The 26,805-nt window shown below is 61.5% G+C and carries 25 protein-coding genes; 16 read left to right on the forward strand and 9 right to left on the reverse strand.

Annotated elements, in window-relative coordinates; translation table 11 throughout:
* Nucleotides 1-2: 2 nt before the first annotated feature.
* Genes glgC through Q1A51_RS20525 form a run of 4 tightly spaced genes read left to right on the forward strand, consistent with a single transcriptional unit; the run spans nucleotide 3 to nucleotide 6,431 of the window.
* Nucleotides 3-1,253, forward strand: a complete 1,251-nt coding sequence (gene glgC, locus Q1A51_RS20510; RefSeq protein ID WP_299602799.1) for a glucose-1-phosphate adenylyltransferase — start codon at nucleotides 3-5, stop codon at nucleotides 1,251-1,253.
* Nucleotides 1,235-2,674 (forward strand): glycogen synthase GlgA, encoded by a 1,440-nt coding sequence (glgA, locus tag Q1A51_RS20515; RefSeq protein WP_299601842.1) that lies wholly within the window; start codon nucleotides 1,235-1,237, stop codon nucleotides 2,672-2,674. The genes glgC and glgA overlap by 19 nt, the downstream gene beginning before the upstream one ends.
* Nucleotides 2,671-4,803, forward strand: a complete 2,133-nt coding sequence (glgX, locus tag Q1A51_RS20520; protein WP_299601846.1) for a glycogen debranching protein GlgX — start codon at nucleotides 2,671-2,673, stop codon at nucleotides 4,801-4,803. The genes glgA and glgX overlap by 4 nt, the downstream gene beginning before the upstream one ends.
* Entirely contained in the window at nucleotides 4,800-6,431 is a 1,632-nt protein-coding gene (locus Q1A51_RS20525) for an alpha-D-glucose phosphate-specific phosphoglucomutase (protein ID WP_299601849.1), read from the forward strand. The genes glgX and Q1A51_RS20525 overlap by 4 nt, the downstream gene beginning before the upstream one ends.
* Nucleotides 6,432-6,465: 34 nt before the next feature.
* Here Q1A51_RS20525 and Q1A51_RS20530 read toward each other — a convergent pair whose 3' ends face one another.
* Nucleotides 6,466-9,123: a [protein-PII] uridylyltransferase gene (locus Q1A51_RS20530; RefSeq protein WP_299602803.1), complete on the reverse strand. Its 2,658-nt coding sequence runs from the start codon at nucleotides 9,121-9,123 to the stop codon at nucleotides 6,466-6,468.
* A gap of 126 nt (nucleotides 9,124-9,249) precedes the next feature.
* Complete coding sequence (locus tag Q1A51_RS20535; protein WP_299601851.1) at nucleotides 9,250-10,440, reverse strand: penicillin-binding protein activator; 1,191 nt, start codon at nucleotides 10,438-10,440, stop codon at nucleotides 9,250-9,252.
* Between the two features lie 89 nt (nucleotides 10,441-10,529).
* Here Q1A51_RS20535 and rsmI point away from each other — a divergent pair, with 89 nt between their 5' ends.
* From rsmI to Q1A51_RS20555, 4 genes are all read left to right on the forward strand, one after another.
* Entirely contained in the window at nucleotides 10,530-11,393 is an 864-nt protein-coding gene (gene rsmI / locus Q1A51_RS20540) for a 16S rRNA (cytidine(1402)-2'-O)-methyltransferase (protein ID WP_299601853.1), read from the forward strand.
* A gap of 81 nt (nucleotides 11,394-11,474) precedes the next feature.
* The gene (locus tag Q1A51_RS20545; protein WP_299601856.1) at nucleotides 11,475-11,822 is read left to right on the forward strand and encodes a YraN family protein; all 348 of its coding nucleotides are present in this window, start codon (nucleotides 11,475-11,477) and stop codon (nucleotides 11,820-11,822) included.
* Between the two features lie 101 nt (nucleotides 11,823-11,923).
* Nucleotides 11,924-12,859: a glutathione synthase gene (gene gshB / locus Q1A51_RS20550; protein WP_299208369.1), complete on the forward strand. Its 936-nt coding sequence runs from the start codon at nucleotides 11,924-11,926 to the stop codon at nucleotides 12,857-12,859.
* On the forward strand, nucleotides 12,856-13,767 hold the full coding sequence (locus tag Q1A51_RS20555) for an alpha/beta hydrolase (protein WP_299601859.1): 912 nt from the start codon (nucleotides 12,856-12,858) through the stop codon (nucleotides 13,765-13,767). Before gshB ends, Q1A51_RS20555 begins: the two co-directional genes overlap by 4 nt.
* On the opposite strand, the gene Q1A51_RS20560 is transcribed toward Q1A51_RS20555, so the two are convergent.
* Nucleotides 13,737-15,248, reverse strand: a complete 1,512-nt coding sequence (locus tag Q1A51_RS20560; RefSeq protein ID WP_299601861.1) for a YifB family Mg chelatase-like AAA ATPase — start codon at nucleotides 15,246-15,248, stop codon at nucleotides 13,737-13,739. The two genes, Q1A51_RS20555 and Q1A51_RS20560, sit on opposite strands and share 31 nt — an antisense overlap.
* A 102-nt stretch (nucleotides 15,249-15,350) precedes the next feature.
* On the opposite strand from Q1A51_RS20560, the gene Q1A51_RS20565 reads away from it, so the two are divergent.
* Complete coding sequence (locus Q1A51_RS20565) at nucleotides 15,351-15,683, forward strand: DUF1992 domain-containing protein (protein ID WP_299601864.1); 333 nt, start codon at nucleotides 15,351-15,353, stop codon at nucleotides 15,681-15,683.
* Here Q1A51_RS20565 and Q1A51_RS20570 read toward each other — a convergent pair.
* From Q1A51_RS20570 to cobU, 3 genes are read right to left on the reverse strand one after another with little or no spacing between them, the layout of a single operon-like run.
* Nucleotides 15,673-16,353, reverse strand: a complete 681-nt coding sequence (locus Q1A51_RS20570) for a glutathione S-transferase (protein WP_299601867.1) — start codon at nucleotides 16,351-16,353, stop codon at nucleotides 15,673-15,675. The two genes, Q1A51_RS20565 and Q1A51_RS20570, sit on opposite strands and share 11 nt — an antisense overlap.
* A gap of 59 nt (nucleotides 16,354-16,412) precedes the next feature.
* Nucleotides 16,413-16,985 carry a histidine phosphatase family protein gene (locus Q1A51_RS20575; protein ID WP_299601869.1) on the reverse strand — a complete coding sequence of 191 codons (573 nt, stop codon included), beginning with the start codon at nucleotides 16,983-16,985 and terminating at the stop codon, nucleotides 16,413-16,415.
* Nucleotides 16,982-17,503, reverse strand: a complete 522-nt coding sequence (gene cobU, locus Q1A51_RS20580; protein ID WP_299601872.1) for a bifunctional adenosylcobinamide kinase/adenosylcobinamide-phosphate guanylyltransferase — start codon at nucleotides 17,501-17,503, stop codon at nucleotides 16,982-16,984. Before cobU ends, Q1A51_RS20575 begins: the two co-directional genes overlap by 4 nt.
* Before the next feature lie 91 nt (nucleotides 17,504-17,594).
* Between cobU and Q1A51_RS20585 the strand changes: the two genes are divergently transcribed.
* The 7 genes from Q1A51_RS20585 (at nucleotide 17,595) to Q1A51_RS20615 (ending at nucleotide 24,798) form a co-directional block, all read left to right on the forward strand.
* Entirely contained in the window at nucleotides 17,595-18,473 is an 879-nt protein-coding gene (locus Q1A51_RS20585; RefSeq protein WP_299208382.1) for an RNA polymerase factor sigma-32, read from the forward strand.
* Entirely contained in the window at nucleotides 18,470-19,267 is a 798-nt protein-coding gene (locus Q1A51_RS20590; protein WP_299601876.1) for a ChaN family lipoprotein, read from the forward strand. Before Q1A51_RS20585 ends, Q1A51_RS20590 begins: the two co-directional genes overlap by 4 nt.
* Nucleotides 19,268-19,413: 146 nt before the next feature.
* Nucleotides 19,414-20,607 (forward strand): bifunctional phosphopantothenoylcysteine decarboxylase/phosphopantothenate--cysteine ligase CoaBC, encoded by a 1,194-nt coding sequence (coaBC, locus tag Q1A51_RS20595; protein WP_299601879.1) that lies wholly within the window; start codon nucleotides 19,414-19,416, stop codon nucleotides 20,605-20,607.
* A gap of 52 nt (nucleotides 20,608-20,659) precedes the next feature.
* Nucleotides 20,660-21,121, forward strand: a complete 462-nt coding sequence (gene dut, locus Q1A51_RS20600) for a dUTP diphosphatase (protein WP_299601882.1) — start codon at nucleotides 20,660-20,662, stop codon at nucleotides 21,119-21,121.
* A complete protein-coding gene (moeB, locus tag Q1A51_RS20605) occupies nucleotides 21,121-22,179 on the forward strand; it encodes a molybdopterin-synthase adenylyltransferase MoeB (protein WP_299601884.1) in 1,059 nt (352 codons plus the stop codon). The genes dut and moeB overlap by 1 nt, the downstream gene beginning before the upstream one ends.
* A 37-nt stretch (nucleotides 22,180-22,216) precedes the next feature.
* On the forward strand, nucleotides 22,217-24,229 hold the full coding sequence (locus Q1A51_RS20610; RefSeq protein ID WP_299601887.1) for a M3 family metallopeptidase: 2,013 nt from the start codon (nucleotides 22,217-22,219) through the stop codon (nucleotides 24,227-24,229).
* Between the two features lie 173 nt (nucleotides 24,230-24,402).
* Nucleotides 24,403-24,798 (forward strand): GFA family protein, encoded by a 396-nt coding sequence (locus Q1A51_RS20615; RefSeq protein WP_299208394.1) that lies wholly within the window; start codon nucleotides 24,403-24,405, stop codon nucleotides 24,796-24,798.
* A gap of 30 nt (nucleotides 24,799-24,828) precedes the next feature.
* Here the strand turns inward: Q1A51_RS20615 and Q1A51_RS20620 are convergent, their stop codons facing one another.
* From Q1A51_RS20620 to Q1A51_RS20630, 3 genes are all read right to left on the reverse strand, one after another.
* Nucleotides 24,829-25,245, reverse strand: a complete 417-nt coding sequence (locus Q1A51_RS20620) for a hypothetical protein (protein WP_299601890.1) — start codon at nucleotides 25,243-25,245, stop codon at nucleotides 24,829-24,831.
* Nucleotides 25,246-25,441: 196 nt separating this feature from the next.
* Nucleotides 25,442-26,374, reverse strand: coding sequence for a glyoxylate/hydroxypyruvate reductase A (locus Q1A51_RS20625; RefSeq protein ID WP_299601893.1), 933 nt, complete (start codon nucleotides 26,372-26,374; stop codon nucleotides 25,442-25,444).
* Entirely contained in the window at nucleotides 26,371-26,781 is a 411-nt protein-coding gene (locus tag Q1A51_RS20630) for a VOC family protein (protein ID WP_299601896.1), read from the reverse strand. Before Q1A51_RS20630 ends, Q1A51_RS20625 begins: the two co-directional genes overlap by 4 nt.
* Between the last annotated feature and the right edge of the window lie 24 nt (nucleotides 26,782-26,805).

Consider the following 26,805-nt stretch of genomic DNA (forward strand, 5'->3'; position numbering starts at 1 on the left):
ACATGACACGGCTGTCCCAGAGGTCGATGGCATTCGTGCTGGCGGGCGGGCGCGGATCGCGGTTGAAGGAATTGACCGACCGGCGGGTGAAACCTGCGGTGTACTTCGGTGGCAAGACGCGGATCGTCGATTTCGCCCTGTCGAATGCGGTCAACTCCGGCATCCGCCGCATGGCCGTGGCCACGCAGTACAAGGCGCATTCGTTGATCCGCCATTGCCAGCGCGGCTGGAACTTTTTCCGGGCGGAGCGGAACGAGTTTCTGGATATTCTGCCTGCCTCACAGCGTGTGTCCGAGGAGATGTGGTATCGTGGCACCGCCGACGCGGTCACTCAGAACATTGATATCGTTGATAGTTATGGCATCGAATACATCGTTGTCCTTGCAGGTGACCACATCTACAAGATGGATTACGAGATCATGCTGCGCCAGCATGTGGAGCAGGGCGCGGATGTGACAGTCGGCTGCCTGACCGTTCCGCGCGCGGATGCGTCCGCCTTTGGTGTGATGGCGGTGGATGCGCACAGCCAGATCACGTCCTTTCTGGAAAAGCCCGCCGATCCGCCCAGCACGCCTGAGGACCCGACCAAGGCGTTGGCGTCGATGGGGATTTACGTTTTCAATTGGAAGTATCTGCGCGAGTTGCTGATTGCCGATGCCGCCGATCCGAATTCGAGCCATGATTTCGGCAATGACCTGATCCCCGAGATCGTGAAGGGCGGCAAGGCCGTCGCGCATCGCTTTGACGATTCTTGTGTCCGGGGCGAGGGCGCGCCGAGTTACTGGCGGGATGTGGGGACGCTTGATGCGTTCTGGGAGGCGAATATCGACCTGACCGATTTCACGCCCGAGCTGGACTTGTGGGATCAGAACTGGCCCATCTGGACCTATTCCGAAAGCGTGCCACCCGCGAAGTTCATCCATGATGAGAAGGACCGGCGCGGGGTGGCGATCTCGTCCATGGTGTCGGGCGGCTGCATCATCTCGGGGACCGAGGTGCGCAATTCGCTGCTGTTCACGCAGGTCCACACCAATTCCTATGCCGTGCTGGATCATTCGGTTGTTTTGCCCAATGTGGTCATCAACCGGTCAGCCCGGTTGCGCAAATGTGTGATTGATCGGGGGGTTGAGATTCCCACCGGGTTGGTTGTGGGCGAGGACCCCGTGGAGGATGCCAAGTTCTTCCGCGTGTCGGAAAAGGGCACTACGCTGATCACCAAGGATATGGTGGAGGCATGGAAGGCCGCGCAATGATCAAGGTTCTGTCTGTTGCGTCTGAATGTGCCCCGCTGGTCAAGACCGGCGGGCTGGCTGACGTGGCGGGGGCTTTGCCCGGTGCATTGGCGCCTTTGGATGTCGAGATGCGGACGTTGTTGCCGGGGTATCCGGCCGTGATTAAGGCGTTGACGGGTGCCCAATGCGTTGCGGAAATAAGTGGTCTTTTTGGTGGGGCGGGGCGGCTTTTGTCGGGCAAGGCGGCGGGGCTGAGCCTGTTTGTGCTGGATGCGCCGCATCTGTTTGACCGGGGTGCCGGGATTTACCTGAACGATGATGGCGTGGACTGGCCTGACAACCCCGAGCGTTTTGCTGCGCTGAGCCGGGTTGCGGCGGATATTGCGGGTGGAACACTGGGGCAGTGGCGACCTGATCTGGTGCATTGCCATGATTGGCAGGCGGGGTTGGTGTCTTACTACCTGAAGCGTGACGGAATTTCAGTGCCGAGCGTCCTGACCATCCACAACATTGCCTTTCAGGGGCTGGTGCCGATGGCACGCGCCAAGGCGCTGGGCATTGCCAAGGCCGATCAGGCACGCGAGGGGGTCGAATACTGGGGGCAGATTTCGGCGTTGAAGGCGGGTCTGGTCTGGGCCGATCGGCTAACCACCGTGTCCCCCACCTATGCCCGCGAGTTGATGACGCCCGAGTTTGGCATGGGGTTGGACGGCGTGTTGCAGACCCGCAAGGCCGACCTGTCTGGCATTCTGAACGGCATTGATCTGGAGGTCTGGTCGCCTGGGGTCGATACGCACATTCATCAGTACAAGACCCCGCGCGGGAAGGCTGCGAACAAGGTGGCTTTGCGTGACGAGTTCGGGTTGCCGGAGGCCGAGGGCCCGCTATGCGTGGTGGTGTCGCGTCTGACCGAGCAGAAGGGGCTGGACCTGCTCTTGGACGCCTTGCCTGCGCTGCTTGACCGGGGCGGGCAGTTGGCGCTGTTGGGCTCTGGCGATCCGGCGTTGGAGAAGGCGTTTGCCGGGTATGACCACCCGCATGTTGCGGCGCGGATTGGATATGACGAGGCGTTGTCGCACAGGATGATGGCGGGCGGCGATGCGATTCTTGTGCCGTCGCGGTTCGAGCCTTGTGGGCTGACCCAGCTTTATGGCCTGCAATACGGCACCTTGCCCGTTGTGGCGCTGACCGGCGGGTTGGCGGATACGGTGATCCCGGCCACGCCCGCGACCATGGCCAAAGAGGTCGCGACCGGCCTGCAGTTTCATCCGGTGACGGCGGACGCCCTCTCAAACGCGTTGATGCAGCTTTGCGACCTTTTCGCCGCGCCCAAGCTGTGGTCAAAGATGCAGCGAAACGCGATGGCGCAGCCCGTGGGGTGGGCGCCGTCGGTTGCGGCCTATGCCGCGCTGTATGACGACCTGATGAAGGCTGCTGAATGACACCATTCCAACTGAGCGCGGGCCGCCCGCACCCTCTGGGGGCCACGTTCGACGGTGAAGGCGTGAACTTTGCCGTGTTTTCTCAGCACGCGACCCGCGTGGTGTTGTGCCTGTGTGACGATCAGGGGCGCGAGGTGTACCTTGTCGATCTGGCCGAGCGCGAGGGCCATATCTGGCACGGCTATATCGCTGGGCTGCGCCCCGGTCAGCAATATGGCTACCGCGTCCATGGACCTTATGCACCCGAGGAAGGTCACCGCTTCAACCCGTACAAGCTGTTGATGGACCCCTATGCCAAGCGGTTGGCGGGGCAGGTGCAGTGGCACGATGCGCTTTACGGCTACGAGATCGGGCATGCTGACAAGGACCTGAGTTTCGACACCCGTGACAGCGCGGAATACATGCCACGGTCTGTTGTGGTCGATCCGGCGTTTACATGGGGGCGGAGCGAACGCCTGCGCCTTGATACACCGTGGTCCGATACGGTGATCTACGAGGCGCATGTCAAAGGGCTGACGGCGCAACGCAAGGATGTAAACCATGCGGGTCGGTTCCTTGGCATGGCGTCGGACCAGATGCTGGACCATCTGACTGATCTGGGGGTGACGGCGATTGAGTTGATGCCCGCGCAGGCCGCTGTCGATGACCGGTTCCTTGTGGACAAGGGGCTGAGCAACTACTGGGGCTACATGACCTACGGGTTCTTTGCGCCCGAGCCGGAGTATCTGAGCAACCACGACATTTCCGAGTTCCAGCAGATGGTGGCGCGGTTCCACGCTGCCGGGATCGAGGTGATCCTCGACGTGGTTTACAACCACACTGCCGAGGGTGATCAGCGCGGCCCCACCCTGTCTTTCCGGGGTTTTGACAACGCGAGCTATTACCGGCTGACCGATGATCCGCGATACTATGTGAACGATACGGGTTGCGGCAATACGCTGGATCTGGATCATCCCTTTGTTCTGCGCATGGTGATGGACAGCTTGCGCTATTGGGTTGAGGTCATGCATGTGGACGGGTTCCGCTTTGACCTTGCCTCGACCCTTGCGCGCACCTCGGGCGGCTTTGACCGGGACGGGCCGTTCTGCCGTGCGATCCGGCAAGACCCGGTGTTGAACAAGGTCAAGATGATTGCGGAGCCTTGGGATGTCGGACCCGGCGGCTACCAACTGGGGGCCTTTCCGTCGCCCTTTACCGAGTGGAACGACAAGTATCGCGACAACGTGCGCAAGTTCTGGCGCGGGGATGCCTGCATCACCCGCAAGCTGGCGGGGCATGTGACTGGATCTGCCCTGCGCTTTGACCATGACGGGCGGCCTGCCACGTCGTCGATCAACTTTGTGACCGCCCATGACGGTTTCACGCTGATGGACACGGTCAGCTACAATGAAAAACACAACGCCGCGAATGGCGAAGGCAACCGCGACGGGCATGATCACAATTGTTCGGACAATTGCGGGGTCGAGGGGCCGACGGATGACCCGGCAATCATGGCCCTGCGCGCCCAACGGCGGCGCAACATGCTGGCCACCCTGATGCTGAGCCAGGGCACGCCGATGATTTTGGCGGGCGACGAGCTGGGCAATAGCCAAGGCGGCAACAACAACGCCTATTGTCAGGACAACGAGATTGGCTGGGTCAACTGGGACGAGGCTGATCCGGATTTCCTGGCCTTCTGTCGCCAGATCATCGCGTTTCGCAAATCTAGCCCCATCCTGCGCCAGAAGCGGTTCCTGCATGCGGGCAAGCGGGCCGTCGATGGCAAGCCGGACGTATTCTGGCGTAAGGCCGACGGCACCGCGATGGCGGAAGAGGATTGGCAACGGCCCGAGTTGAAATTCCTTGGGGTCGAGATGCGCATGGCGCGTGGCACGCCCGCCTATGAGCCGCGTCTTGGCGCCATTTACATCCTGTTCAATGCAGGCAGCAAAACCCGGGCAACACTGCCCGAGGCCTTGCCGGGCCACCGCTGGCAGCGTGTCATCGACACGTCGGGTCAAGTGGGCGGGGCTGTGCGCGCCGGGGCAGTCACCATTGCGCCGAACAGCGTCGTTGCGCTTGAGCTCTGCCCTATTGGCGGCAGACCCGTTGGCGCATCTGCATTTCAGAAAAGAAAGATTGAAGCATGAACATTCAGACTATTCAGACCGCGCCAATCGACGGCCAGAAACCCGGCACCAGCGGCTTGCGCAAGAAGACGGCGGTGTTCATGCGGCCGGGGTATCTTGAGAATTACACGCAGGCCATTTTCGATGGTGTTGGGGGCATTGCGGGCAAGACTTTGGTTGTCGGCGGTGACGGGCGGTATTTCAACGACGTTGCCATTGGGACCATCCTGCGCATGGCCGCCGCCAACGGCGCTGCCAAGTGCATCGTCGGGCAGGGCGGGCTGTTGTCCACGCCCGCGGCCTCGCACCTGATCCGCAAGCGTGGCGCTGATGGTGGGCTGATCCTGTCAGCCAGTCACAATCCCGGCGGGCCGGATGCGGATTTTGGCCTAAAGTACAACGGTCCGAACGGTGGTCCTGCGACCGAAGGGGTGACCGAGAAGATCTTTGCCCGGACGACGGAGATTGACGCCTATCACATTCTTGAAGGCGGCGCGGTGGACCTGAACGCGCTGGGCGACAGCCAGTTGGGTGATATGCGGATCGAGATTGTCGACCCGGTTGCCGACTATGCCGAGTTGATGGGGAGCCTGTTTGACTTCGATGCCATTGCGGCCCTGTTTCGCCGTGGTTTCCGCATGTGTTTTGACGCGATGCACGCTGTCACAGGGCCTTACGCGCATGAGATCCTTGAGAAGCGTCTGGGCGCGCCTGCGGGCACGGTGATGAATGGCGTCCCTAGCCCGGATTTTGGTGGCGGGCACCCTGACCCGAACCCGGTCTGGGCCAAGGCGCTGATGGATGTGATGTATGCCAAGGATGCACCTGATTTCGGCGCGGCGTCGGATGGCGATGGGGACCGCAACATGATTGTCGGACGGCGGTGCTATGTCAGCCCGTCGGATAGTTTGGCGCTGCTGGCAGACAAGGCCGATCTGGCACCCGGCTATTCGGGTGGTCTGGCTGGGGTGGCGCGGTCCATGCCGACCTCTGCCGCTGCAGATCGCGTTGCCGAGGCCAAGGGCATGGCGCATTTCGAGACACCCACCGGTTGGAAGTTCTTTGGCAACCTGCTGGATGCGGACAAGGTGACATTGTGTGGTGAAGAAAGCGCGGGCACCGGATCAAACCATGTGCGCGAGAAGGACGGTCTATGGGCCGTTCTGTTGTGGCTGAACATTCTGGCCGCCACGGGTAAGTCCGTATCTGATCTGATGGCGGCACATTGGGCGAGCTATGGGCGCAACTACTATTCGCGCCATGATTACGAGGCGGTGGACAGCGCGGCGGCGAATGATCTGATTGCCAATCTGCGCGCCCGTTTGGGTGATTTGGCTGGGCAGAGTGCTGGTGGGCTGACGGTCTCGGGCGCGGACGAGTTTTCCTATGACGATCCGGTCGATGGCTCCACGTCCCGTGGTCAAGGCATCCGCATCTATTTTGAAGGGGGCGGGCGTGTGGTGTTCCGCCTGTCTGGTACTGGCACCGATGGAGCGACGCTGCGGGTGTATCTGGAGCAGTTGGAAACTGCGCCGGATGCGCTGGATCAGGACCCGCAAGAGGCCTTGGCAGGCATCATCGCAGCCGCAGACGCGCTGGCCGGGATCAAGGCGCGCACCGGACGCGATGGCCCCGACGTCATCACCTGATGATCTGCCGGACGTTCATGCGGGTGGCTGACGCCTATTGCGCTGCTCGCTCGACCCCTTCGACGATTGCCGCGCGCAGTTTCTTTTCAAGCGTCTTTTGCTTGGCCTCGGAGTAGTATTTCAGGCCGAACATGTCCTTCACATAGAAGGTGTCCACCACCTGTTCGCCATAGGTCGCGATGACCGCGTTGGCGATGTAGACATTCGATGCGGCAAGCGTGCGTGTGAGATCGTGCAGCAGACCGGGACGATCGCGCGTGTCGACCTCGATGATGGTGTAGATGTCGGACCCTTCGTTGTCGAAGGTGATGTGCGTGGGCACCCTGAATGCCTTTTCGCGCTTCTTGACCTTGTCGCGATCCTTGATCGCGTCGCGGGTGATCACCTCGCCCGCAAGCGTGCGCGCGATCATCTTGCGCAGGCGGGGCAGGCGGCTGGCCTCGTAGGGGTTGCCGTCGGCGTCCTGTATCCAGAATGCATCGGTCACGTAGCCGTCGGAGGTGGTGTAGCTGCGCGCATCCACGACGTTGGCCCCCACAAGCGCGAGCGCCCCGGTCAGTCGGGCAAAGATGCCGGGATGATCGGGCATGACGAAGCACGCGCGCGTGGCGTCGCGGTCGTCGTCGGGATGCAGGTCCATGGCGATCTCGTTCTCGTCGATGTCGCGCAAGAGCCTGGCAAAGACGACGTGGGCCGTAACGTGAAGGCCCTGCCAATAGGGATCGTAGTGCCGGGCGGTTTCGGTTTGCAGCTCTTTGCGCGGCCACTCCGCCAACTCGGCCCGCAGCGCCTTTTTCGCCTCTGCTCCTCGGCCTTCGCGGGTCAACGCCTCCATTCCGTCTTCAAGCGCGCGGCGCGTCTGGCGGTAGAGGGCGCGGATCAGCACGGCCTTCCAGTTGTTCCAGGTGGTGGGGCCAACGCCGCGGATGTCGCACACTGTCAGCACACAGAGCAGGTCCAGCCGTTTGACAGTCTGCACTGCCTTGGCAAAGTCGCGCACGGTGCGCGGGTCGGCGATGTCGCGTTTCTGGGCCATGTCGGACATCAGCAGGTGGTAGCGCACCAGCCATTCGACCGTGTCCACATCGTCCTGTTTCAGGCCCAGCCGTGGTGCGATCTTGCGGACCATCTGCGCGCCGAGGATCGAGTGATCTTCGGGCCGTCCCTTGCCGATGTCGTGCAGCAGGAGCGCGACATAGAGAACCTTGCGGTTCACACCTTCCTTGAGGATCGAGGAGGCGACGGGCAGGTCCTCTTCCAGCTCATCGCGCTCAATCATGGCCAGCTGCGCGATGCACTGGATGATATGTTCATCCACCGTGTAGGAGTGGTACATGTTGAACTGCATCATCGCGACGATGGGTTCAAATTCGGGGATAAAGGCGGCCAGTACGCCCAATTCGTTCATCCGCCGCAGGGCGCGTTCCGGGTTGCCGTGTTTCAGCAGCAAATCAAGAAAAATGCGCTGTGCCTCGGGTGTGGTGCGCATGTCATCGTCGATCAGGTGCAGGTTCGACTTGATGATCCGCATCGCATCGGGGTGGATCAGCATGCCTGTGCGCAGCGCTTCTTCGAAGATGCGGAGAAGGTTCAGCTTGTTATCCAGAAAAACGGCATCATCGGCGATTGCGATCCGGTTATGGATCACCTCGTAACCGGGCTTGACGCGTGGCTTGCGTTTGAACAATCGCTCCAGCAGCGGTTCGGCTTTGATATGCGTGGCCTCAAGCTTGGTCAGGAAGATGCGCGTCAGGTCGCCCACCTCGGTTGCATGCAGGAAATAGTCCTGCATGAACCATTCCACGGCCCGCCTTCCGTCTTTGTCGTCATAGCCCATGTCTTCGGCCACGGCGACCTGTAGGTCAAAGGTCAGCTGTTCTGTGGCCCGACCCGAGATTAGGTGCATATGGCAGCGCGTGGCCCACAGGAAATCCTCAGCCGCGACAAATGCGTCGAACTCGTCATCCGTGAACAGGCCCAACGGCACAAGGTCTGCCGCGTCCTGCACCTTGTGGATGTACTTGCCGATCCAGAACAGCGATTGCAGGTCGCGCAGCCCGCCTTTGCCCTCTTTCACATTGGGTTCGACCACATAGCGTTGTCCTTGACGCACATGTCGCGCGTCCCGTTCGGCCAGCTTGGCTTCGATAAAGTCGCGTTCGGTTCCGTCGAACAGATCGGTCCGCAGCTTGGTGTCCAGCTCCTTGGCCAGCGCGGCGTCACCAAAGAGAAAGCGGTGTTCCAGCATGGCGGTGCGGATCGTGAAATCCTCGGTCCCGAGCCGCAGGCAGTCCCGCACCGTGCGGCTGGAATGGCCCACTTTCAGCTTGAGGTCCCACAGGATGTAGAGCGTGGTTTCGATCACGCTTTCGGCCCAGGGGGTGATTTTGTAGGGCGTCAGAAACAACAGATCCACGTCCGAGAACGGGGCCATTTCGCCGCGCCCATAGCCGCCTACGGCCAGCAGCGCCAGCCGTTCGCCATTGGTGGGGGTTGGGTTCGGATGCATCAGCGTCTGTGCCGTGCGCAGGGCTGCATAGACCAGGCAGTCGGTCAGGAACGTATAGGCCTGCGTGGTGGGGCGCGATGAAAACGGGTTCGCACGGAAGGCTGCCGAGATTGCCGCCCGCCCTGCTTTTTGCGCGTCCTTCAGGTGCGCGACAATCGCGGCACGCTCGGGTTTGGTGCCCAGAAGCGTATCGAAAGCGCCGCCATCGAAAATTTCGGTGGCGGCGCAGATCAGGTGTTGGTCAGGCGTCGTGGGGGCCTGAAAGGCGGTATCGCTCACTACGCTCTCCGTGGTGGCCGTTGGGCCGGATCAGAAGCCTGCGCTGCCGAACCCGCGCGGGGCTGCGTCAATCACAACAACCTTGTTGTCGCGGACGGTTGCAATTGCAAGTCCCCGTTCGTTGGTGCCGTCCGGGCGCAAACGGAAGATGCCCGACGCGCCCTGGAAGCCCGACCCTTGGGTCAGCGCTGCACCGGTTAGCGCGCCCGAGTTGCCTTGTGCCGCAAGGGCCCCAATGGCCGCGATCCCGTCAAAGGCGAGTCCGGCGACCGGATGAGGTGCGTTTCCATATGCAGCTTGGTATTGTGCTTGAAAGGCTGAAGATCGTGCTGGATCCGGTAGCGCGAACCAGCCACCCTGTACGCCTGGTAATTCCAGTGTTTGCGGGGGCAGGTCCCAGCGCGTGATACCAACATACTGCGTCGCGGTCGGATTGATGCCCGCCTCTGGCAATAGTTGCGACAAGAGGGGCAGACCCGCCGCCGGTGTTGCCGTCATGAACACGGCGTTTGCAGCCGAGTTGTCGACGGCGGATTTGACCCTTGGCACCGCCGCAACCAGTCCTTGCTGGGACAGCGGGTAGTCCACTGTGCCTACAAGTGTTGCTCCGCTGCGTGAAATCGCTTGTTGGATGGCATTGCGACCGATCTGGCCAGCGACGTCTTGTGCATGAACTACAACGACCCGGTCTTTGCCCTGACGGGCGGCATAGGTAACGAGCCGGTTTGCAATGTTTTCAAAGGTTGATCCGAGCACGAAGACATTGCCGCCCGCGATCGAGGTGTTGTTGGAAAACGCCAGAACATTCACGTTTTGCGGTGCGACAGCCACACCCGCAGCGTTCGCCGCATCTGCATAGAGTGGGCCGATTATGATCTGTGCGCCGTCATTCACGGCTTGTGCAGCCTGGCTGGCGGCGGTGCCTGCATTGCCCGCGGTGCCATAGACTCGCAGGTCGATCTGCACACCTTGCAGGTCACGCATCGCAAGGCGCGCCGCGTTTTCCAGATTGTTTGCCAGCAGCTCGTCACTGGCCTGACCCGATCCACGCGGCACGAGCAACGCCACCGGAACCGGCTGCGACGTGTCAATCCGTGGCCCGCCGGTCGATCCGCCAAGGCCACCCAGAGCGGCCGGATCGCAGGCGGCCAGTGCAAGGGCGGCCAAGGGCACGATCACCCGCCGCGCCGCCTTGCGCAGAGTCTTGAAAAACGCAAACATATACTGTCACTCCCTAGGTGCGGGGCATGACATTGGCCTGCCCGGTCATTGGGGGCAGATAATAAACGTCAGGAAAGGCGGGTCCAGCGTTGAATCATGTCAAGGTGCCCTTGTCCGCGGGCCTGTGGTTCGTGGGCGTGCCGATTGGGACGGCCCGGGATATCACTTTACGGGCGCTTGATGTGCTTGCCTCTGCGGATGTGCTCGTGGCCGAGGACACGCGGTCCTTGCGCAAGTTGATGGATATCCACGGCGTGCCTCTGGACGGGCGCCGGATCGAGGCATTGCATGAGCATTCAAAGGATACGCAGGTGACGCGGCTGGTTGCGCGTGCCGCCGGTGGCGAAAGCGTGGCGTACGCATCCGAGGCTGGAATGCCCCTGATTGCTGACCCTGGTTTCGAACTTGGGCGCGCAGCACGGGCCGCAGGTGTGGCAGTGACATGCGCCCCTGGGCCGTCGGCCGTGCTGACCGCGCTGGTGATCGGTGGATTGCCGACCGATGCCTTCCATTTTGGCGGGTTCCTGCCCGCATCCCGTTCTGCACGGCAGAAGGCGCTGCAAGGTTTGTCCGACATACAGGCAACACTTGTGCTGTACGAATCGCCCAAACGTGTGGCGGCGCTGCTGGCAGACGCGGTCGAGGTTCTGGGGGCGGACCGGCAAGCCAGTGTCTGTCGGGAACTGACAAAAAAGTTCGAAGAGGTGCAAAACGGCACGTTGGAAGAGCTGGCGCAGACATTCCAGAGCGCAACGCCAAAGGGCGAGATTGTCGTGCTGATTGGCCGTGCTGAGACGGTGGCTGTTAAGGAAAAAGACATTGATGGTGCGCTAAGCTCGGCGCTGAATGATATGTCTGTGAAGGATGCGGCGGCTTTCGTGGCGGAAACACTGGGTGTGCCACGCAGGCGTGTCTATCAGCGCGCATTGGAATTGGCGCGCGACAGCCAATGATGTGAAAGGTGACGCATGGCGCGGCACGAGCGATGTTTTGATAGAGGCCACCCGGTCGATACTCGGGTGGCGCGCGGGCACATGTCGTATCATGCGGGCATGGCAGCCGAGCAGATCGTTGCGCGTGCCTACATCGCAGCTGGATACAGGTTGGTCGCCGAACGCTGGCGCGGACGGCGCGGTGAAATCGATCTGATCTTCTCGACGGCCATCGGGATCGTCATGGTCGAAGTGAAAACAAGTAAATTCTTTGCCTCCGCCGCTGCGCATCTGACCCCGGCGCAGGTCAAACGCCTGTGTGCCACGGCAGACGAATATCTCGCGACCCTCTCTGATGGGTCTCTGACGGATGTACGGTTTGATGTTGCATTGGTCGATCAGACGGGCGCTGTCGAATTTCTTGAAAACGCGTTTGCGGGGTATGTCTGACGCCGTGCGCAGGGCGTTCTGCGACTATGCACAACAGCTTGCCATTGCGTGATCGCCTTTGCTGCGCCATCTAAAGGCGCAGACTATTGCGGAGTTGCGCCATGAAGATTGCCTTTCAGATGGACCCGATCGGGGCCGTGGACATCAATGCGGACAGCAGTTTTCGCCTGGCGGAAGAGGCGCAGGCCCGTGGCCATACCTTGTTTTTCTACTCCCCTGATCACCTTGCCTATCAGGAAGGACGTATAACTGCCCGCGGCCATGACTTCACTGTCCAGCGGGTGCAGGGAGAACATGCGCAGTTTGGCCTCGAGCGGGAAGTAGACCTGGCCGATTTCGATGTCATTTGGCTGCGGCAGGATCCGCCCTTCGACATGCACTACATCACATCGACCCATTTGCTGGATCGTCTGAAAGGGCAGGCACTGGTGGTGAATGATCCGTTCTGGGTCCGGAACTATCCCGAAAAGCTATTGGTTCTTGATTTTCCAGATCTCACCCCGCCGACGACGATTGCCCGCGATCTGGACACGATCAAGGCGTTCAAGGCCAAGCATGGCGACGTGATCCTGAAGCCGCTCTACGGCAATGGTGGTGCGGGCGTGTTCCGGCTGGATGCCAATGACCGTAACCTCACCTCGTTGCACGAGTTGTTCACCGGGTTCAGTCGCGAGCCGCTGATTGTGCAAAAATTCCTGCCCGATGTATCGAATGGCGACAAGCGCGTGATCCTGGTCGATGGCGAGGCTGTGGGCGCCATTAACCGTGTGCCTGCTGCGGGCGAGACCCGGTCGAACATGCACGTGGGCGGACGGCCTGAAAAGATCGGCCTGACGGATCGCGATCTTGAGATTTGCGCGGCCATCGGTCCCTTGCTGAAAGAGAAGGGGCAGGTCTTTGTCGGTATTGATGTGATCGGCGACTACCTGACCGAGATCAACGTGACCTCGCCCACGGGCATCCAGGAACTGGAACGGTTTGATGGCGTGAATATTGCCGAGAAGATCTGGCAGGCCATTGAGGCAAAAACCGGATGAGCTTGCTTCGGCCGCTTCTCAACACCTATCTGCGCCTGACCGAAAAGCCGCACATGCAGAACGCGTCCGGTCCGGACGCCTTGCGCCGCAGCCTTGAGACCAAGGCGCGCCTGCTTTTTCATCGACCTATGTCCATGCGCCTGAGGCGTGGGGCGTTGGCGGGGGAAGATGCCCTTTGGGCGACACCGCGACGGGGGCCCGAGCCGCAAACGACGGTCTTGTACTTCCATGGTGGTGGGTTTGTGTTCGGATCGCCACAAACACATGGTGCCATGGCCGCCGCCCTTGCCAAGCGGGCGGCAGCGCGGGCGGTTTTGCCGCGTTACCCATTGGCCCCGGAGCATCCGTTTCCTGCCGCGCTTGATCATGCGATTGCTGCCTATCGTGAGTGCCGCGCGCAGGGTGGTCCCGTGATCGTTGGAGGTGACAGTGCCGGTGGAGGCTTGGCCCTGTCATTGCTTGCGCATTTGCTGATTGAGGGCGAGTCGACCCCTGACGCGGTTTTCGCATTCTCTCCGCTGACGGACCTGACCTTTTCCGGAGCGAGTATTCGCGACAACGCGAAGACAGATGTTGTTTTGCCAGCCGAACGGGCAACTGAAATGTTACAGATGTATCTGAACGGAGCAGATGCCACCAATCCGCTAGCCAGCCCGTTGTTTGCTGACTTTGCCAATGCGCCGCCGGTTTGGATCACGGCAGGGGATACCGAAATCCTGCTGGATGACAGCCGTCGGATCGTTGAGCGGATGCGGGGGCAGGGTGTCGATGTGACTTATGTTGAGGAACACGACTTGCCGCACGTTTGGCCCCTCTTCCACAACACGCTGCCCGAAGCGCGGCGCACCTTGAATGCCTTGGCCGCGTGGATCAGGGTTCAGGCCGGGGCGAGCGCCGGAACCCGGTAGCTGACCGCTTCGGCCACGTGCGGTTTACGAACGTCTGGCGACTCGTCGAGGTCGGCAATTGTCCGAGCCACCCGCAATACGCGGTGATAGCCACGCGCCGACAAGCCAAACCGGTCAGCGACCTTGGTGAGCAGTTTGCGCCCCTCCGCGTCGGGGGCAGCGTAATCGTCCAGTGCGGCGCCACTCAGGTCCGCATTGCTGCGCATCCCCGTATCGGACAAGCGTGTGCTTTGCAGCTGTCGTGCTGCATTGACCCGCGCAGCAACCGTGGCAGAACTGTCGCCCGACGCGGGCAGGTCGAGATCCGTGTAGGTGACTGGAGGCACGTCGACCCGCAGATCAAACCGGTCCATCAGCGGGCCGGAAATGCGCCCCATATAGTCCTCCCCGCAGGCAGGTGCGCGGCCACAGGCGCGGGATGCGTCCGACAGGTAGCCGCATTTGCAGGGGTTCGCGGCAGCTACCAGCATGAACCGGCAGGGGTATTTGATGTGATTGTTGGCGCGGGCGACCATGACCTCGCCCGTCTCAATCGGTTGGCGCAGGGTTTCGAGGACGGTGCGCGGAAATTCAGGGAATTCGTCCATGAATAGCACGCCGTTATGGGCCAGTGATACTTCGCCCGGTTTGGCCCCGCGCCCGCCGCCGATGATTGCGGCCATGGAGGCGGTGTGATGCGGTTCCCGAAACGGGCGGTCCATGGAAATGCCGCCTGCGTCCAGCAATCCGGCCAGCGAGTGGATCATCGAGGTTTCGAGCGCTTCCATCGCCGACAGCGGTGGCAAGATGCCCGGTAGGCGTGCGGCCAGCATGGACTTGCCAGACCCGGGCGTGCCGACCATCAGGAAATGGTGTCGCCCGGCGGCAGCCACCTCCATCGCCCGCTTGGCGCGTTCTTGTCCTTTGACATCGCGCAGGTCGGGCAGGCCGGTGCCGCTGGCGATCCGGCCAGCCTTTGCCGGTTCCAGCGTGACCTGACCCGTGTAGTGCCGGACCACGTCGCCAAGGGATGTGGCGGCAATGACCTTGGTTGCGTCAACCCATGCGGCTTCGGCCCCCGACCCCGCAGGGCACAGCAACCCGCGGTCCTGTTCGGCAGCGGCCATGGCAGCGGGCAGCGCGCCCAGAACGGGGACGAGGGTGCCGTCCAGCGACAGCTCTCCAAGCGCAACGGTGCCTTCAACCGTATCCTCGGGCAGGATGCCAAGGGCGGCGAGCAGCGCCAGCGCAATCGGTAGGTCGAAATGCGACCCTTCCTTGGGCAGGTCGGCGGGCGACATGTTGATCGTGATCCGTTTCGACGGCAGCGCGATGGACATGGCTGTCAGGGCCGCGCGGACCCGGTCGCGCGCTTCGGACACGGCCTTGTCCGGCAGTCCTACGATGGAAAAGGCAGGCAGACCCGGTGTCATGGCGCATTGCACCTCGACCTCGCGCGCGTCGACCCCCTGAAATGCAACCGTATAGGCCCGTGCGACCATAACCATCTCCCTCACTCTTGGTTAACGATTACGGGGGCTTGGTTTACGATTGGTTAAAGTTTGGTTGCTGGTGGGATCATGTTGCGTCTGGTACAATAGAGCATGATGCGAGGCTTGCGCGAACTGATTGAACGGCAGATCCAGAAGGCCCGCCTTGAGGGTCAGCTGGATCGACTAGAGGGCGAAGGCAAACCCCTGCCTGACCGCCCCGAAGACACGTTTGTGGACACTGGCGATGCTGTCGGGTTCCGGATGATGGCACAGGCCGGTGTTGTCCCCGAAGAGATAGAGATCAAACAGGCCCTGGCAGAGCAGCGTGCGCAACTGGCGCGCCTGACAGATCCGGTGGCACGCAAGGACGCGATGGCGGAGCTTGCGCGGTTGGAGCTGCGTTACAACATCGCCCGCGAAGCCCGCCAACGCTTCATGCGCTAGGCCAATCCGTCGTCGGCAAACCCATATCGTAAGGGAACGGGTCATAAACCGTCTTTAGCCCCTCTGCTCGCCACGCTTTGAATGCCGGATCTGCCAGCGTGGTCATGCAGTAAGTGCGCGCCATGTCGGATACAGGCAGGTCGTAGCCCACGATCCGGGCGCACACCGGCGCATAGAAAACGTCAGCCAGCGAATAGGTGCCAAACAGCCACGGACCGTCTGTTTTAAAGCTGGCGGCATGGGTCCAGAGGGTTTCGATCCGGTCCAGATCGGTGCGGACCGCCTCCGACACCTCGAACTCTGTGTTCACATGTTGCAGCTGCATGGCGCAGGCGCCGCGCAGGGCGGAGAAGCCCGACGCCATCTCGGCACAGAGCCACCGGGCGGTGGCGCGCGCGGTGGGGTCTTTGGGCCACAGGCCGGCGTCGGGGTTCTGTTCGGCCAATGTCTCTGCCATGGCGATGCTTTCGCCCACCACCGTTCCGTCCGGCAATTTCAATGTGGGCACCAGCCGGGCAGGGGCCAGCGCTGCCAGGTCGTCCACCATGGTGCCCGAGTACAGTCCAATCATGTGGGTGCGGTAGGGCAGGCCGAATTTCTCTAGCATGAGCCAACCGCGCAGTGACCAGCTCGAAAAAGTGCGGTCGCCGATATAGAGGTCATAAGTCATGCGCTCAGGCTAGGCGGAGGGGCGTGCCTTTGCCCAACGGTGATTTGTGGGGTGTCGCATCACGGGGTGTGATTGATGGTTTCCGCCTGCCCGGTTGCGCGGTTGAGGCTGGTCACGGACAGTGGGTCGATCTTGTGGCCCAACACATCATGCGCGGTGATGCCCAACACAGCCTGTACCTGGGTCAGGATCACACCAAAATGCGCCACGGCGATGATATGGCGGTCGGGATGTGTTGCTTCGATGCGACGGACTGCCATGGCCACGCGGGCGGCGGAGGCGTTCCAGCTTTCACCTCCGGGGGGCGCGTGATCTCCGGGTGTTTCCCAATAGGCGCGGCTCAGATCCGGGTGCCAATCGGCCACGGTTGAAAAATGCACACCGTCCCATGTGCCGAAGTGAAATTCGCGCAGGGCCGGGTCATGAGGCAGGCGCGTGCGCGTGCCTTGGAGGGCTGTTGCGGTGTTGATCGATCGGGTCAGGTCGGATGAGATGACAAGTGCATCGTCCGGTAGGTGCGCTGCCAGTCGGGCAATGGCGCCCGTGTCGCCCAGGTCGGCGTCGACATCCCGCCAGCCCGTGAATGTTTTCTGATGAGTCGGGCCGTGCCGCACCCAGTGCCAAGTGGTCATGGTGCATCCCCCTTGCGGAGTTGCGGTAGGCCCGCCAGCACGTGCCATACTGTGTCCGCCTGCGCGGCCAAGGCGATGTTCAGACGCCCTTGTGCTTCGCGAAATCGACGGGCCAGCGCGTTCTCGGGGACAATCCCCTGACCCACCTCGTTCGACACGACAACGACCGGCGCAGGGCAATCGGCAAGTGCAGCCAGTAGGGAAGTCTGGGCCGCGCCAATATCCGCCTCGTCCATCATTAGGTTGGTCAGCCACATGGTGGCGCAATCCAACAACACGGACTGATCCGGGGTTGCGCCACGCAACCCATCCTCGACGCCGTCGGCCGCGTTGATTGTCGTCCATTCCGCCCCGCGCCGCGCTTTGTGCAGATCGACCTTGGCCTGCATCTCTTCATCCCAGATGCGCGATGTCGCCAAGTAGATCGGCGTTAACCCACTGTTAAGGATCAGAGATTCCGCCCATTGCGACTTTCCTGAAGCCGCGCCTCCTAGAACGAGTGTCGTGTTGGGCAACATTTTTTCGTCTCACGAGTGAACCAATCGCGGGTTCGACCCGTATCTATATCAAGTGCGCAAAACAAGCATAACCATCCAGGGGGATGACTACATGGCATTGGATAATGTTCGGGACATGTCTCTATCGCGCACGGCGATGAAAGCCGAGTTGCTGGATGCAGAGACAGAATTGCGGCTTGCATATGCCTGGCGAGACGAGCGGGACGAGGCGGCGCTTCACCGTCTGATCACGGCCTATATGCGGCTGGCCATCTCGATGGCGTCGAAGTTCAAACGCTACGGCGCGCCGATGAACGATTTGATCCAGGAAGCGGGCCTTGGCCTGATGAAGGCGGCGGACAAGTTTGACCCGGACCGTGGTGTGCGGTTTTCGACATATGCCGTCTGGTGGATTAAGGCATCGATTCAGGATTACGTGATGCGCAATTGGTCCATGGTGCGGACGGGTTCGACATCCTCGCAAAAATCCCTCTTCTTCAACATGCGCCGTGTGCAGGCCCGGCTTGAACGCGAAAGCGCCGCGGCAGGCGAGACATTGGACAAACACCAGCTGCGCCAGATGATCTCGACCGAGATTGGCGTGCCCCTGCATGATGTTGAAATGATGGAAGGGCGCCTGTCGGGTTCCGACTATTCGCTGAATGCGACCCAATCCGTCGATGACGAAGGGCGGGAATGGATCGATGCGCTTGAGGATGACAGCGCGCAGGCCGCGGAAACGGTCGAGCATTCGCACGACACCCAACAGCTGCGGGAATGGTTGCTGACTGCGCTGAATGGTCTGAACGAACGCGAACGCTTTATCGTGCGCGAACGCAAGCTGCGCGAAGACCCCCGGACGCTGGAGAGCCTTGGCAACGAACTAAGCCTGTCGAAAGAGCGCGTGCGCCAGCTTGAGGCGGCGGCGTTCACAAAGATGCGCAAGGCACTGGAAAACCAAAGCCGCGAGGTCCATCATTTCCTCGTATGAGGGCCTCGATAACACGCATCATTCTTGCCGCCGTCGCGACCTTGTCGACGGCGGCATTTCTATTGGCGGCAACGGATTGGTCTGATTTCTCCGGTGAGGTGCTGATCATGGGCGAAGTCCACGACAACCCGCAGCACCATGCCGAACAGGCAAGTGCGGTGCGGATCATCCAGCCCAAAGCTGTCGTCTTCGAAATGCTGACGCCGGATGAGGCGCAGGTGTTGGCAGACGTGCCCCGCGATCCTGACGCAATGCGCGACGCAACCGGCAGCGTCCAATGGTCCAATATCGCGGACTACGCAGATGTTCTGGCGGCAAGCCCTGTGATCGTCGGTGCGGCCCTGTCACGCGAGGACATGCGCGCTGCCTTCAGTTCCGGCGCGGCAGAGGTGTTTGGCGCGGAGGCCGATTCCTATGGCCTGACACAGCCGCTGGCGGAGGAGGAACAGGCCATCCGCGAACTCAACCAGTTTGATGCTCACTGCGAAGCGATGCCGCAGGAGATAATGGGGGGGATGGTCGAGGCGCAGCGCCTGCGCGACGCCGCCTTTGCCCGGTCTGTCATCGAGGCGATGGACACCTATGGCAGCCCGGTGGTCCTGATCACTGGCAACGGCCATGCCAGGATGGATTGGGGTGTGCCCGCCTACCTGATGCGTGCGCGTCCAACACTCGACGTCACCAGCATCGGGCAAGGCGAACGGCAGGAGCCCCCCGACGGTGTGTTTTCCTGGACGTTGAACGGAGCAGTCTCCCCAGACCGTGACGATCCGTGCGCGGTGTTCAAGCAATAGCCGACGTCCCTTCTTCCCTGTTTCAAAAAATCCCGGGGGTGAGCGCGAATGCGCGAGGGGGCTGGCCCCCTGATTGCCGCAGGGCTGGTTCTTGGTGCTGTGTCCGCCTATGGTCACATCGATAACAGCCAGCTGGACACGCTATCATGCTGCAAGACAAACGAATTCTGCTGATCCTGACGGGTGGGATCGCGGCCTATAAAGGGCTCGACCTGATCCGGCGCCTGCGGGAACGCGGCGCGGCAGTGACGCCCGTTCTGACCCGCGCTGCCGAACAGTTTGTAACGCCCCTGTCTGTGTCGGCGCTGGCAGGGGAAAAGGTCTATCGCGACTTGTTTGATCTGACAGACGAGGCTGAGATGGGGCACATCCAGCTCTCCCGGTCCGCCGATCTGATCCTTGTTGCTCCGGCGACCGCTGACATCATGGCAAAGATGGCGCAGGGGCGGGCGGATGATCTGGCCTCGACTCTGCTGTTGGCCACTGACACGCCAGTCATGATCGCGCCCGCCATGAATGTCCGCATGTGGGACCACCCGGCGACAAGGCGCAATCTGGCGCAAATAGCAGACGATGGCGTTGCCGTTGTCGGTCCCAATGACGGCGACATGGCCTGCGGCGAATATGGCCCCGGCCGTATGTCTGAGCCGCTCGAGATCGCCGCGGCGGTCGAGGCTCATTTTGGCCCCAAGCCGCTTGCGGGCAAACATGTGCTGGTGACCTCCGGCCCGACCCATGAACCGATTGACCCGGTGCGCTACATAGCCAACCGCTCTTCCGGAGCGCAAGGCGCCGCTGTCGCGAGCGCGCTGGTTTCACTCGGAGCCGATGTCACCTTTGTCACTGGCCCGGCGGATGTTGCCGCCCCCGCAGGTGCGCGTGTCGTACCAGTACAAACAGCACAAGAGATGAAAGCGGCTGTTGACGCGGCACTGCCCGCCGATGCGGCTGTCTTTGCGGCCGCCGTGGCGGATTGGCGCGTGGCGACGGCCAGTGACCGCAAGCTCAAGAAATCGAAAGACGGGTTGCCGGTGCTGGAATTTACCGAGAACCCAGACATTCTGGCAGGCGTGTCCCAGATGACCGCAGGACGACCCGGCCTGGTTGTCGGTTTTGCCGCCGAGACGGATGATGTGGAGGCCCACGCCACCGCCAAACGCGCGCGCAAAGGGTGCGACTGGATCGTTGCCAATGATGTGTCGCCTGAAACGGGCATCATGGGCGGGTCAGAGAATGCGGTGATCCTGATCACCGAGGATGGCGCCGATCCGTGGCCGCGTATGCCCAAGGCCGAGGTGGCGATGCGTCTCGCCCAGCGGATCGCGGACGCGTTAACGTAAGCGTCGCACCCACTGGCAGCGGCCGGACTTGAGTTTATTTGACAAGGTGAAAATGAGCAGAGTTGCATTGAAGATCATGCGTGTCGCCGGATCGGACCCGGACATTGCCCTGCCCGCTTACGAGACTGGTGGCGCGGCGGGAGCAGATATGCGGGCCAATTTCCCGGATGGTCAGACCGTGACACTTGCACCCGGCGAACGGGCGTTGATCCCCACGGGCCTCGCTATGGCCATTCCACATGGGTTCGAGGTGCAGGTGCGCCCGCGCTCTGGTCTTGCGTTGAAACACGGCATCGCGCTGGTCAACAGCCCTGGCACTATCGACAGCGACTACCGGGGGCAGGTGGGTGTGATCCTTCTCAATACCTCGGACCAGCCGTTCGACGTGACCCATGGCATGCGGATCGCGCAGATGGTGCTGGCCCCCGTCGTACAGGCTGCGTTCGACGTGGTGGATACGCTTGATGACACCGCGCGTGGCGCGGGCGGCTTCGGTTCCACGGGGCGCGGCTGATGCTTCTGGTTGTCTTGCTTGCCGGGGTGTTGTGGGGCATCGGTGCCATGATGAACACGCCGCGCAAGGCGCGGTGGTTGATGATCGGGCTGCTCTCCGTGGTGGTGCTGGCCATTCAGGTCGCTTTGCCTACTGGTCATCCGCTGCGTATGGCAACCGGGGAAAGCCCCGCGCTGTGGCTGATCGTGGGCGGCTTCGCCGTGATCGCGGTTGGGTACCGGGCTGTTTTGCGCAAGCTGCGCAGCCGTGCCGAGGTGACAGAAGCCAAGGCCGCACCGCCTGAATCCGAGGAAGGCCCGTTCACAGACACCGAACTCAACCGCTATGCCCGCCACATCGTGCTGCGCGAGGTGGGCGGCCTTGGGCAGAAACGGCTCAAGGATGCAAAGGTACTCGTGGTCGGGGCAGGGGGGCTTGGTGCGCCGGTTCTGCAATACCTCGCCGCAGCCGGGGTCGGGACCATTGGTGTGATCGACGACGACACGGTCGAAAACACCAACCTACAGCGCCAGACCATCCACACCGACGACCGGATCGGGATGCCCAAGGTCTTTTCCGCGCAAGCCGCGATGGAGGCACAGAACCCATTTGTCACGGTGCGCCCTTATCACCGTCGCCTGACTGATGATGTGGTGGACGACCTGGTGGCAGAATACGATCTGGTGATCGACGGCACCGACAATTTCGACACGCGCTACCGGGTCAACGCTGCCGCCGTGCGGGCAGGCGTTCCCCTCATCTCGGGTGCGCTGACGCAATGGGAAGGGCAGGTGAGCGTGTTTGATCCCGCACGCAACGCCCCCTGTTACCGCTGCATCTTCCCCGAAGCGCCCGCGCCCGAACTGGCGCCCAATTGCGCCGAGGCCGGGGTGATCGGACCGCTGCCGGGCGTGGTTGGATCCATGATGGCGGTGGAAGCTGTCAAGCTGATCACCGGTGCAGGCACCCCCCTGCGCGGTGAAATGGTGATTTACGACGCGCTTTATGGCGAAAGCCGCAAGATCGCGCTGGCCCGCCGCAAGGACTGTGAAACCTGCGCCGGGGTGGTGGCGGGGTGAACCCCGCCCTACATCAGTATTCAAAGGAGACCCGCCCATGACCAACGTGCTGCTGCAAGACTGGGACACACCGTTCCAGATCGCCCCCTTTGACGCCATTTCAGATGATGATTTTGCCCCAGCGCTCGACATCGCCCTTGACGCCCACAAGGCCGAGATCGATGCGATTGCTGGCAGTGATGACGCACCCACATTCGCCAACGTGATCGAGGCATTAGAGGCGGCGGGCGAAGGCCTGGAAAAGGTGCTGGGCACGTTCTTTTCCGTGGCAGGAGCCGACAGCAACCCGCAGCGCGAGGCGCTGCAACGGGACTTTTCCCCCAAACTGGCCGCGCATTTTGCCGAGATTTCCAGCAACAAGGCGCTGTTTGCCCGCATCGCAGCCGTGTGGGACGCCCGCGACGATCTGGACCTGACGGATGAACAAGCCCGCGTGCTGATGCTGACCCACCGCAACTATGTCCGGTCGGGCGCGGCACTTGACGGGGCGGACGATATCCGGATGAAGGAAATCAAGGGACGGCTCGCTGAGCTTGGCACTGCCTTTACCCAGAACCTGCTGGCGGATGAGCGCGATTGGTACATGGCGCTGGGCGACGGTGACATGGCCGGACTGCCTGCCTTTGTTGTCGATGCGGCGCACGCGGCCGGGGAAGAGAAAGAGGCCGGTGGCCCGGTTGTCACCCTGTCCCGCTCGATCATCGTACCTTTCCTGCAATTCTCGACCCGCCGCGATCTGCGGGAAAAGGCGTATCGCGCCTGGGCAGCACGCGGGGCCAATGGCGGTGAAACGGACAACCGTGCCATTGCCGCCGAGACCCTGAAGCTGCGGGAAGAACGGGCGAAGCTGCTGGGCTATGACAACTTTGCCAACTTCAAGCTGGAAACCGAGATGGCCAAGACGCCACAGGCCGTACGCGACCTGCTCATGGCCGTCTGGGAACCCGCCAAATCCCAGGCGAATGCAGATGCGTGGGTGTTGGAACAGATGCTCAAGGCGGACGGAGTTGACGGCCCGCTGGAACCCTGGGACTGGCGTTTCTATGCGGAAAAGCGGCGCAAGGAACTGCACGATCTGGATGAGGCTGAGGTCAAACCGTATTTCCAACTCGACCGGATGATCGACGCGTCCTTTGATTGCGCAAGCCGCCTGTTCGGCCTCGCATTCAAACCGCTCGACATTCCGCTCTATCACGCCGATTGCCGCGCTTGGGAAGTCACGCGGGAAGGTGAGCATGTGGCCGTGTTCATCGGTGACTATTTTGCACGCGGCTCGAAACGGTCGGGAGCGTGGTGTTCAGCCATGCGGAGCCAGGCCAAGCATCCCAAACCGCAAACCCCCATCGTCATCAACGTGTGCAATTTCGCCAAGGGGGATCCGGCGCTCTTGTCCTATGACGACGCGCGCACGCTGTTCCACGAGTTTGGTCACGCACTGCACCAGATGCTGTCAAACGTGACCTACGAGTCGATCAGTGGCACCTCTGTGGCCCGTGATTTTGTCGAGCTGCCCAGCCAGCTTTATGAACACTGGCTGGACGTGCCGCAGGTTCTGCAAGAGTTTGCCACCCATGCTGAGACGGGGGAGGCGATGCCGCAGACCCTGCTCGACAATGTGTTGGCGGCAGCGACCTATGACATGGGGTTTCAGACGGTGGAATACGTCGCCTCGGCCCTTGTCGACCTTGAATTCCATGATGGCGATGCCCCTGCCGATCCGATGCAGAAACAGGCCGAGGTGCTGGAACGTCTCGAAATGCCCCACGCGATTGGGATGCGCCACGCCACGCCACACTTTGCGCATGTGTTTGCAGGCGATGGTTATTCGTCTGGATATTACAGTTACATGTGGTCCGAGGTGATGGATGCCGATGCCTTTGCCGCCTTCGAAGAGGCGGACGGCCCGTTTGATCCTGAAAAAGCGGCTGCCCTCGAGGAGCATATCCTCAGCACAGGTGGCAGTGTGGATGCGGCGGAACTGTACAAGGCGTTCCGCGGCCGTTTGCCCGGTGTTGATGCGCTGCTCAAGGGGCGGGGGCTGGCTGCGTAAAGCGCCTGCTGCGCTACTCGGCACCCCAATATCTGTGCTGAGGCGGCGTTTTGGTTTATGCCATGAAGTTGGCGACATCCCGTGGGCTGATACGGAGAGCCTGAGGTCGGTGTCACGGTCCGCACGCCAACATTACGAGGATCGCGAGCGGCTCCAAGAACGGGGAATGATACATGCTGACAGGAAGCTGCCATTGCGGTCAGGTGCGCTGGACCCTTGAGACAAGGCCAACCTCGGTCACGGCGTGCAATTGTACGATCTGCCGACGCTACGGCGCCTTGTGGGCCTATGGCTATGTCGGCCAAGACATCCAAACCGAAGGAGAAACAAGGACCTACCAGCGTTCCGACAGCGGCGATATCCGGTTCCATTTCTGTCCCGAGTGTGGGTGTGTGACCCACTATGTCGCGTGCATCGCGGATGAAAATGGGCGCAACCGAACTGCGGTGAATGTCAGGATGTCGGACATGGGAGCAATCAGTGAGCTGCCAATCCGTCGCTTTGACGGGCGCGACAGCTTCAGCGCGCTTTCAAGTGACGGTCGAAGCGTGAAGGATATGTGGTTCTAAGGCGTGTCTCGGCGGGCAGATGTGTTACCTTCAAGCAGCTCTCGGGCGATAATATACAATCCGTTGTGAGCCGGGATGGATTTTGGGCTTCCCCAAGCGCGCCTTCAGAACGGAAAACCCGTAACCAAGAGACGCACAAGTACACAGGCTGACCCCGGTTTCCTCTTGAACCAATGTCAACTCATCCGCCTCGAATACAAGGTGGAATCCGCGCGTTTCCAACGCGTGGACCAGGTCCGACCAGTCTTCGGCTGCTTCAAAGACAGGACCGACAAAACAGGCCAGTGCGACGGCCGTTTCACAATCCAATGCGCTTTCTTTTTCGCCGCGGCCGTGAATTGCCCAGACATTTGGGATAACGCGGTCCCGATAGTTGGGTTGCCCAAGGGGGATCGGTGGTGCGTCGTCTGCATTTGGGTGGTTCGGAAAGTTGAAACTATCAAACATGGTTTTCGCCCTTCTATGCGTTGGTATCTCTCCCAACGAGGATGAAGGAGCGGGGTGAAAAGAATTCCGCAATCAAATGAAAGCGGGTTAAATTTGGAATGAGCAGCGCGTTACCGGCACTGCGCGAAGAACCGGATCGGAAGCTACTTTGACGGGGTAGTATGTGCAATCCGGTTTGGCCAACCGCAGAGACGGTTCAGTAGCCTGCTGACCTGTCCACAAGGTACAAGAACGGTTCCCCGGCCTCACCCCGGCGAACGTTCTCGGCAACGGTCTTGCTGGAATAAGCCGCGCGGGTTTCTGATGCGACATGCGGTGTCACCGTGACGCGCGGGTGGGTCCAGTACCGGTGATCTGCCGGCAAGGGCTCAACCCGAAACACGTCCAGCGTCGCGTGGTCGATATGGCCTGTGTCCAAGGCCGCCAGCAGTGCTTCGTCATCGATCAACGGCCCGCGTCCTGGGTTCAGGATACACGCACCTTCCGGCATCAATGCCAGCGTGCGGGCGTTCAGCGTGTTCTCGGTTGCCGGGGTCTTGGGCAGGAGCAGAATGCAGTAGTCTGCTATGCTGAGTGCCTGATCCAGCCCATCCGCGCCGGAGAGGCACGTGATGCCCGGAATGTCCTTTTGAGACCGGCTCCAACCGGTCACGGCAAAGCCCAGTCCTGCCAGCGCCATGGCACAGGCAGCCCCCAACTCACCCAGTCCCAGCACTGTCACCCGCGTGTCAAAAGACAGGGGCGGGGCCTTTGGTTCCCATGTGCCTGGGGCAGCATTGATGTGCGCGTCCATGCCCAGATGCAGGCGCAGTATGTGGCCAGTCACCCACTCGACCATGCCTTGTGTCAGCGCTGGATCAACCATGCGCGCCAGCGGCAAGTGCAGGGTCGGATTGCCCACGATGGCCTCGACCCCTGCCCAGAGGTTCAGCACCGCCTTGGCACGGGTGAACGGAGTGAAATCCTTTACCTCGGAATTGGGGGCATAGACGATGTAGTCGACCTTATCGGCGGGGATGTCGGTTGCGATGTGGGCATCTACACCTACGGCGGCGATCTCCTTGCGCAAGGGTGCTTCGTATTCCGTCCAACGGTCTTCGGTGGCGGCAAACAGGACACTCACACTCATGTGGCAAAGGCCTCATCCATATCGGCCATGCCCTTGATTTCGATCGGATTGCCCGAGGGATCGGTGAAGAACATCGTACTCTGCTCGCCCGGCTGCCCTTCGAACCGTATCTGCGGGGACAGGATGAAATCCATGCCCTCGGCTTGCAGCTTGTCCGCCAGCGCACGCCAGTCAGACATGGGCAGGACGGCCCCGAAATGCGGCATGGGCACATCGTGGTTCCCCACCTTGCCGGTTGGGGCGCTGTCGAACGGCTTGCCCAGATGGCAACTGAGCTGGTGGCCGAAGAAATCGAAATCCACCCAGGTGTCGGTGCTGCGCCCCTCGGCACACCCCAGAAGGTCGCCGTAGAACGCGCGGGTCGCGTCCAGATCAGTCACGTTGAAGGCAAGGTGAAACAGGGCCATGGGCATCTCCGCATCTAAGTCATC

This window comes from uncultured Tateyamaria sp. (assembly GCF_947496075.1).
GTDB lineage: Bacteria > Pseudomonadota > Alphaproteobacteria > Rhodobacterales > Rhodobacteraceae > Tateyamaria.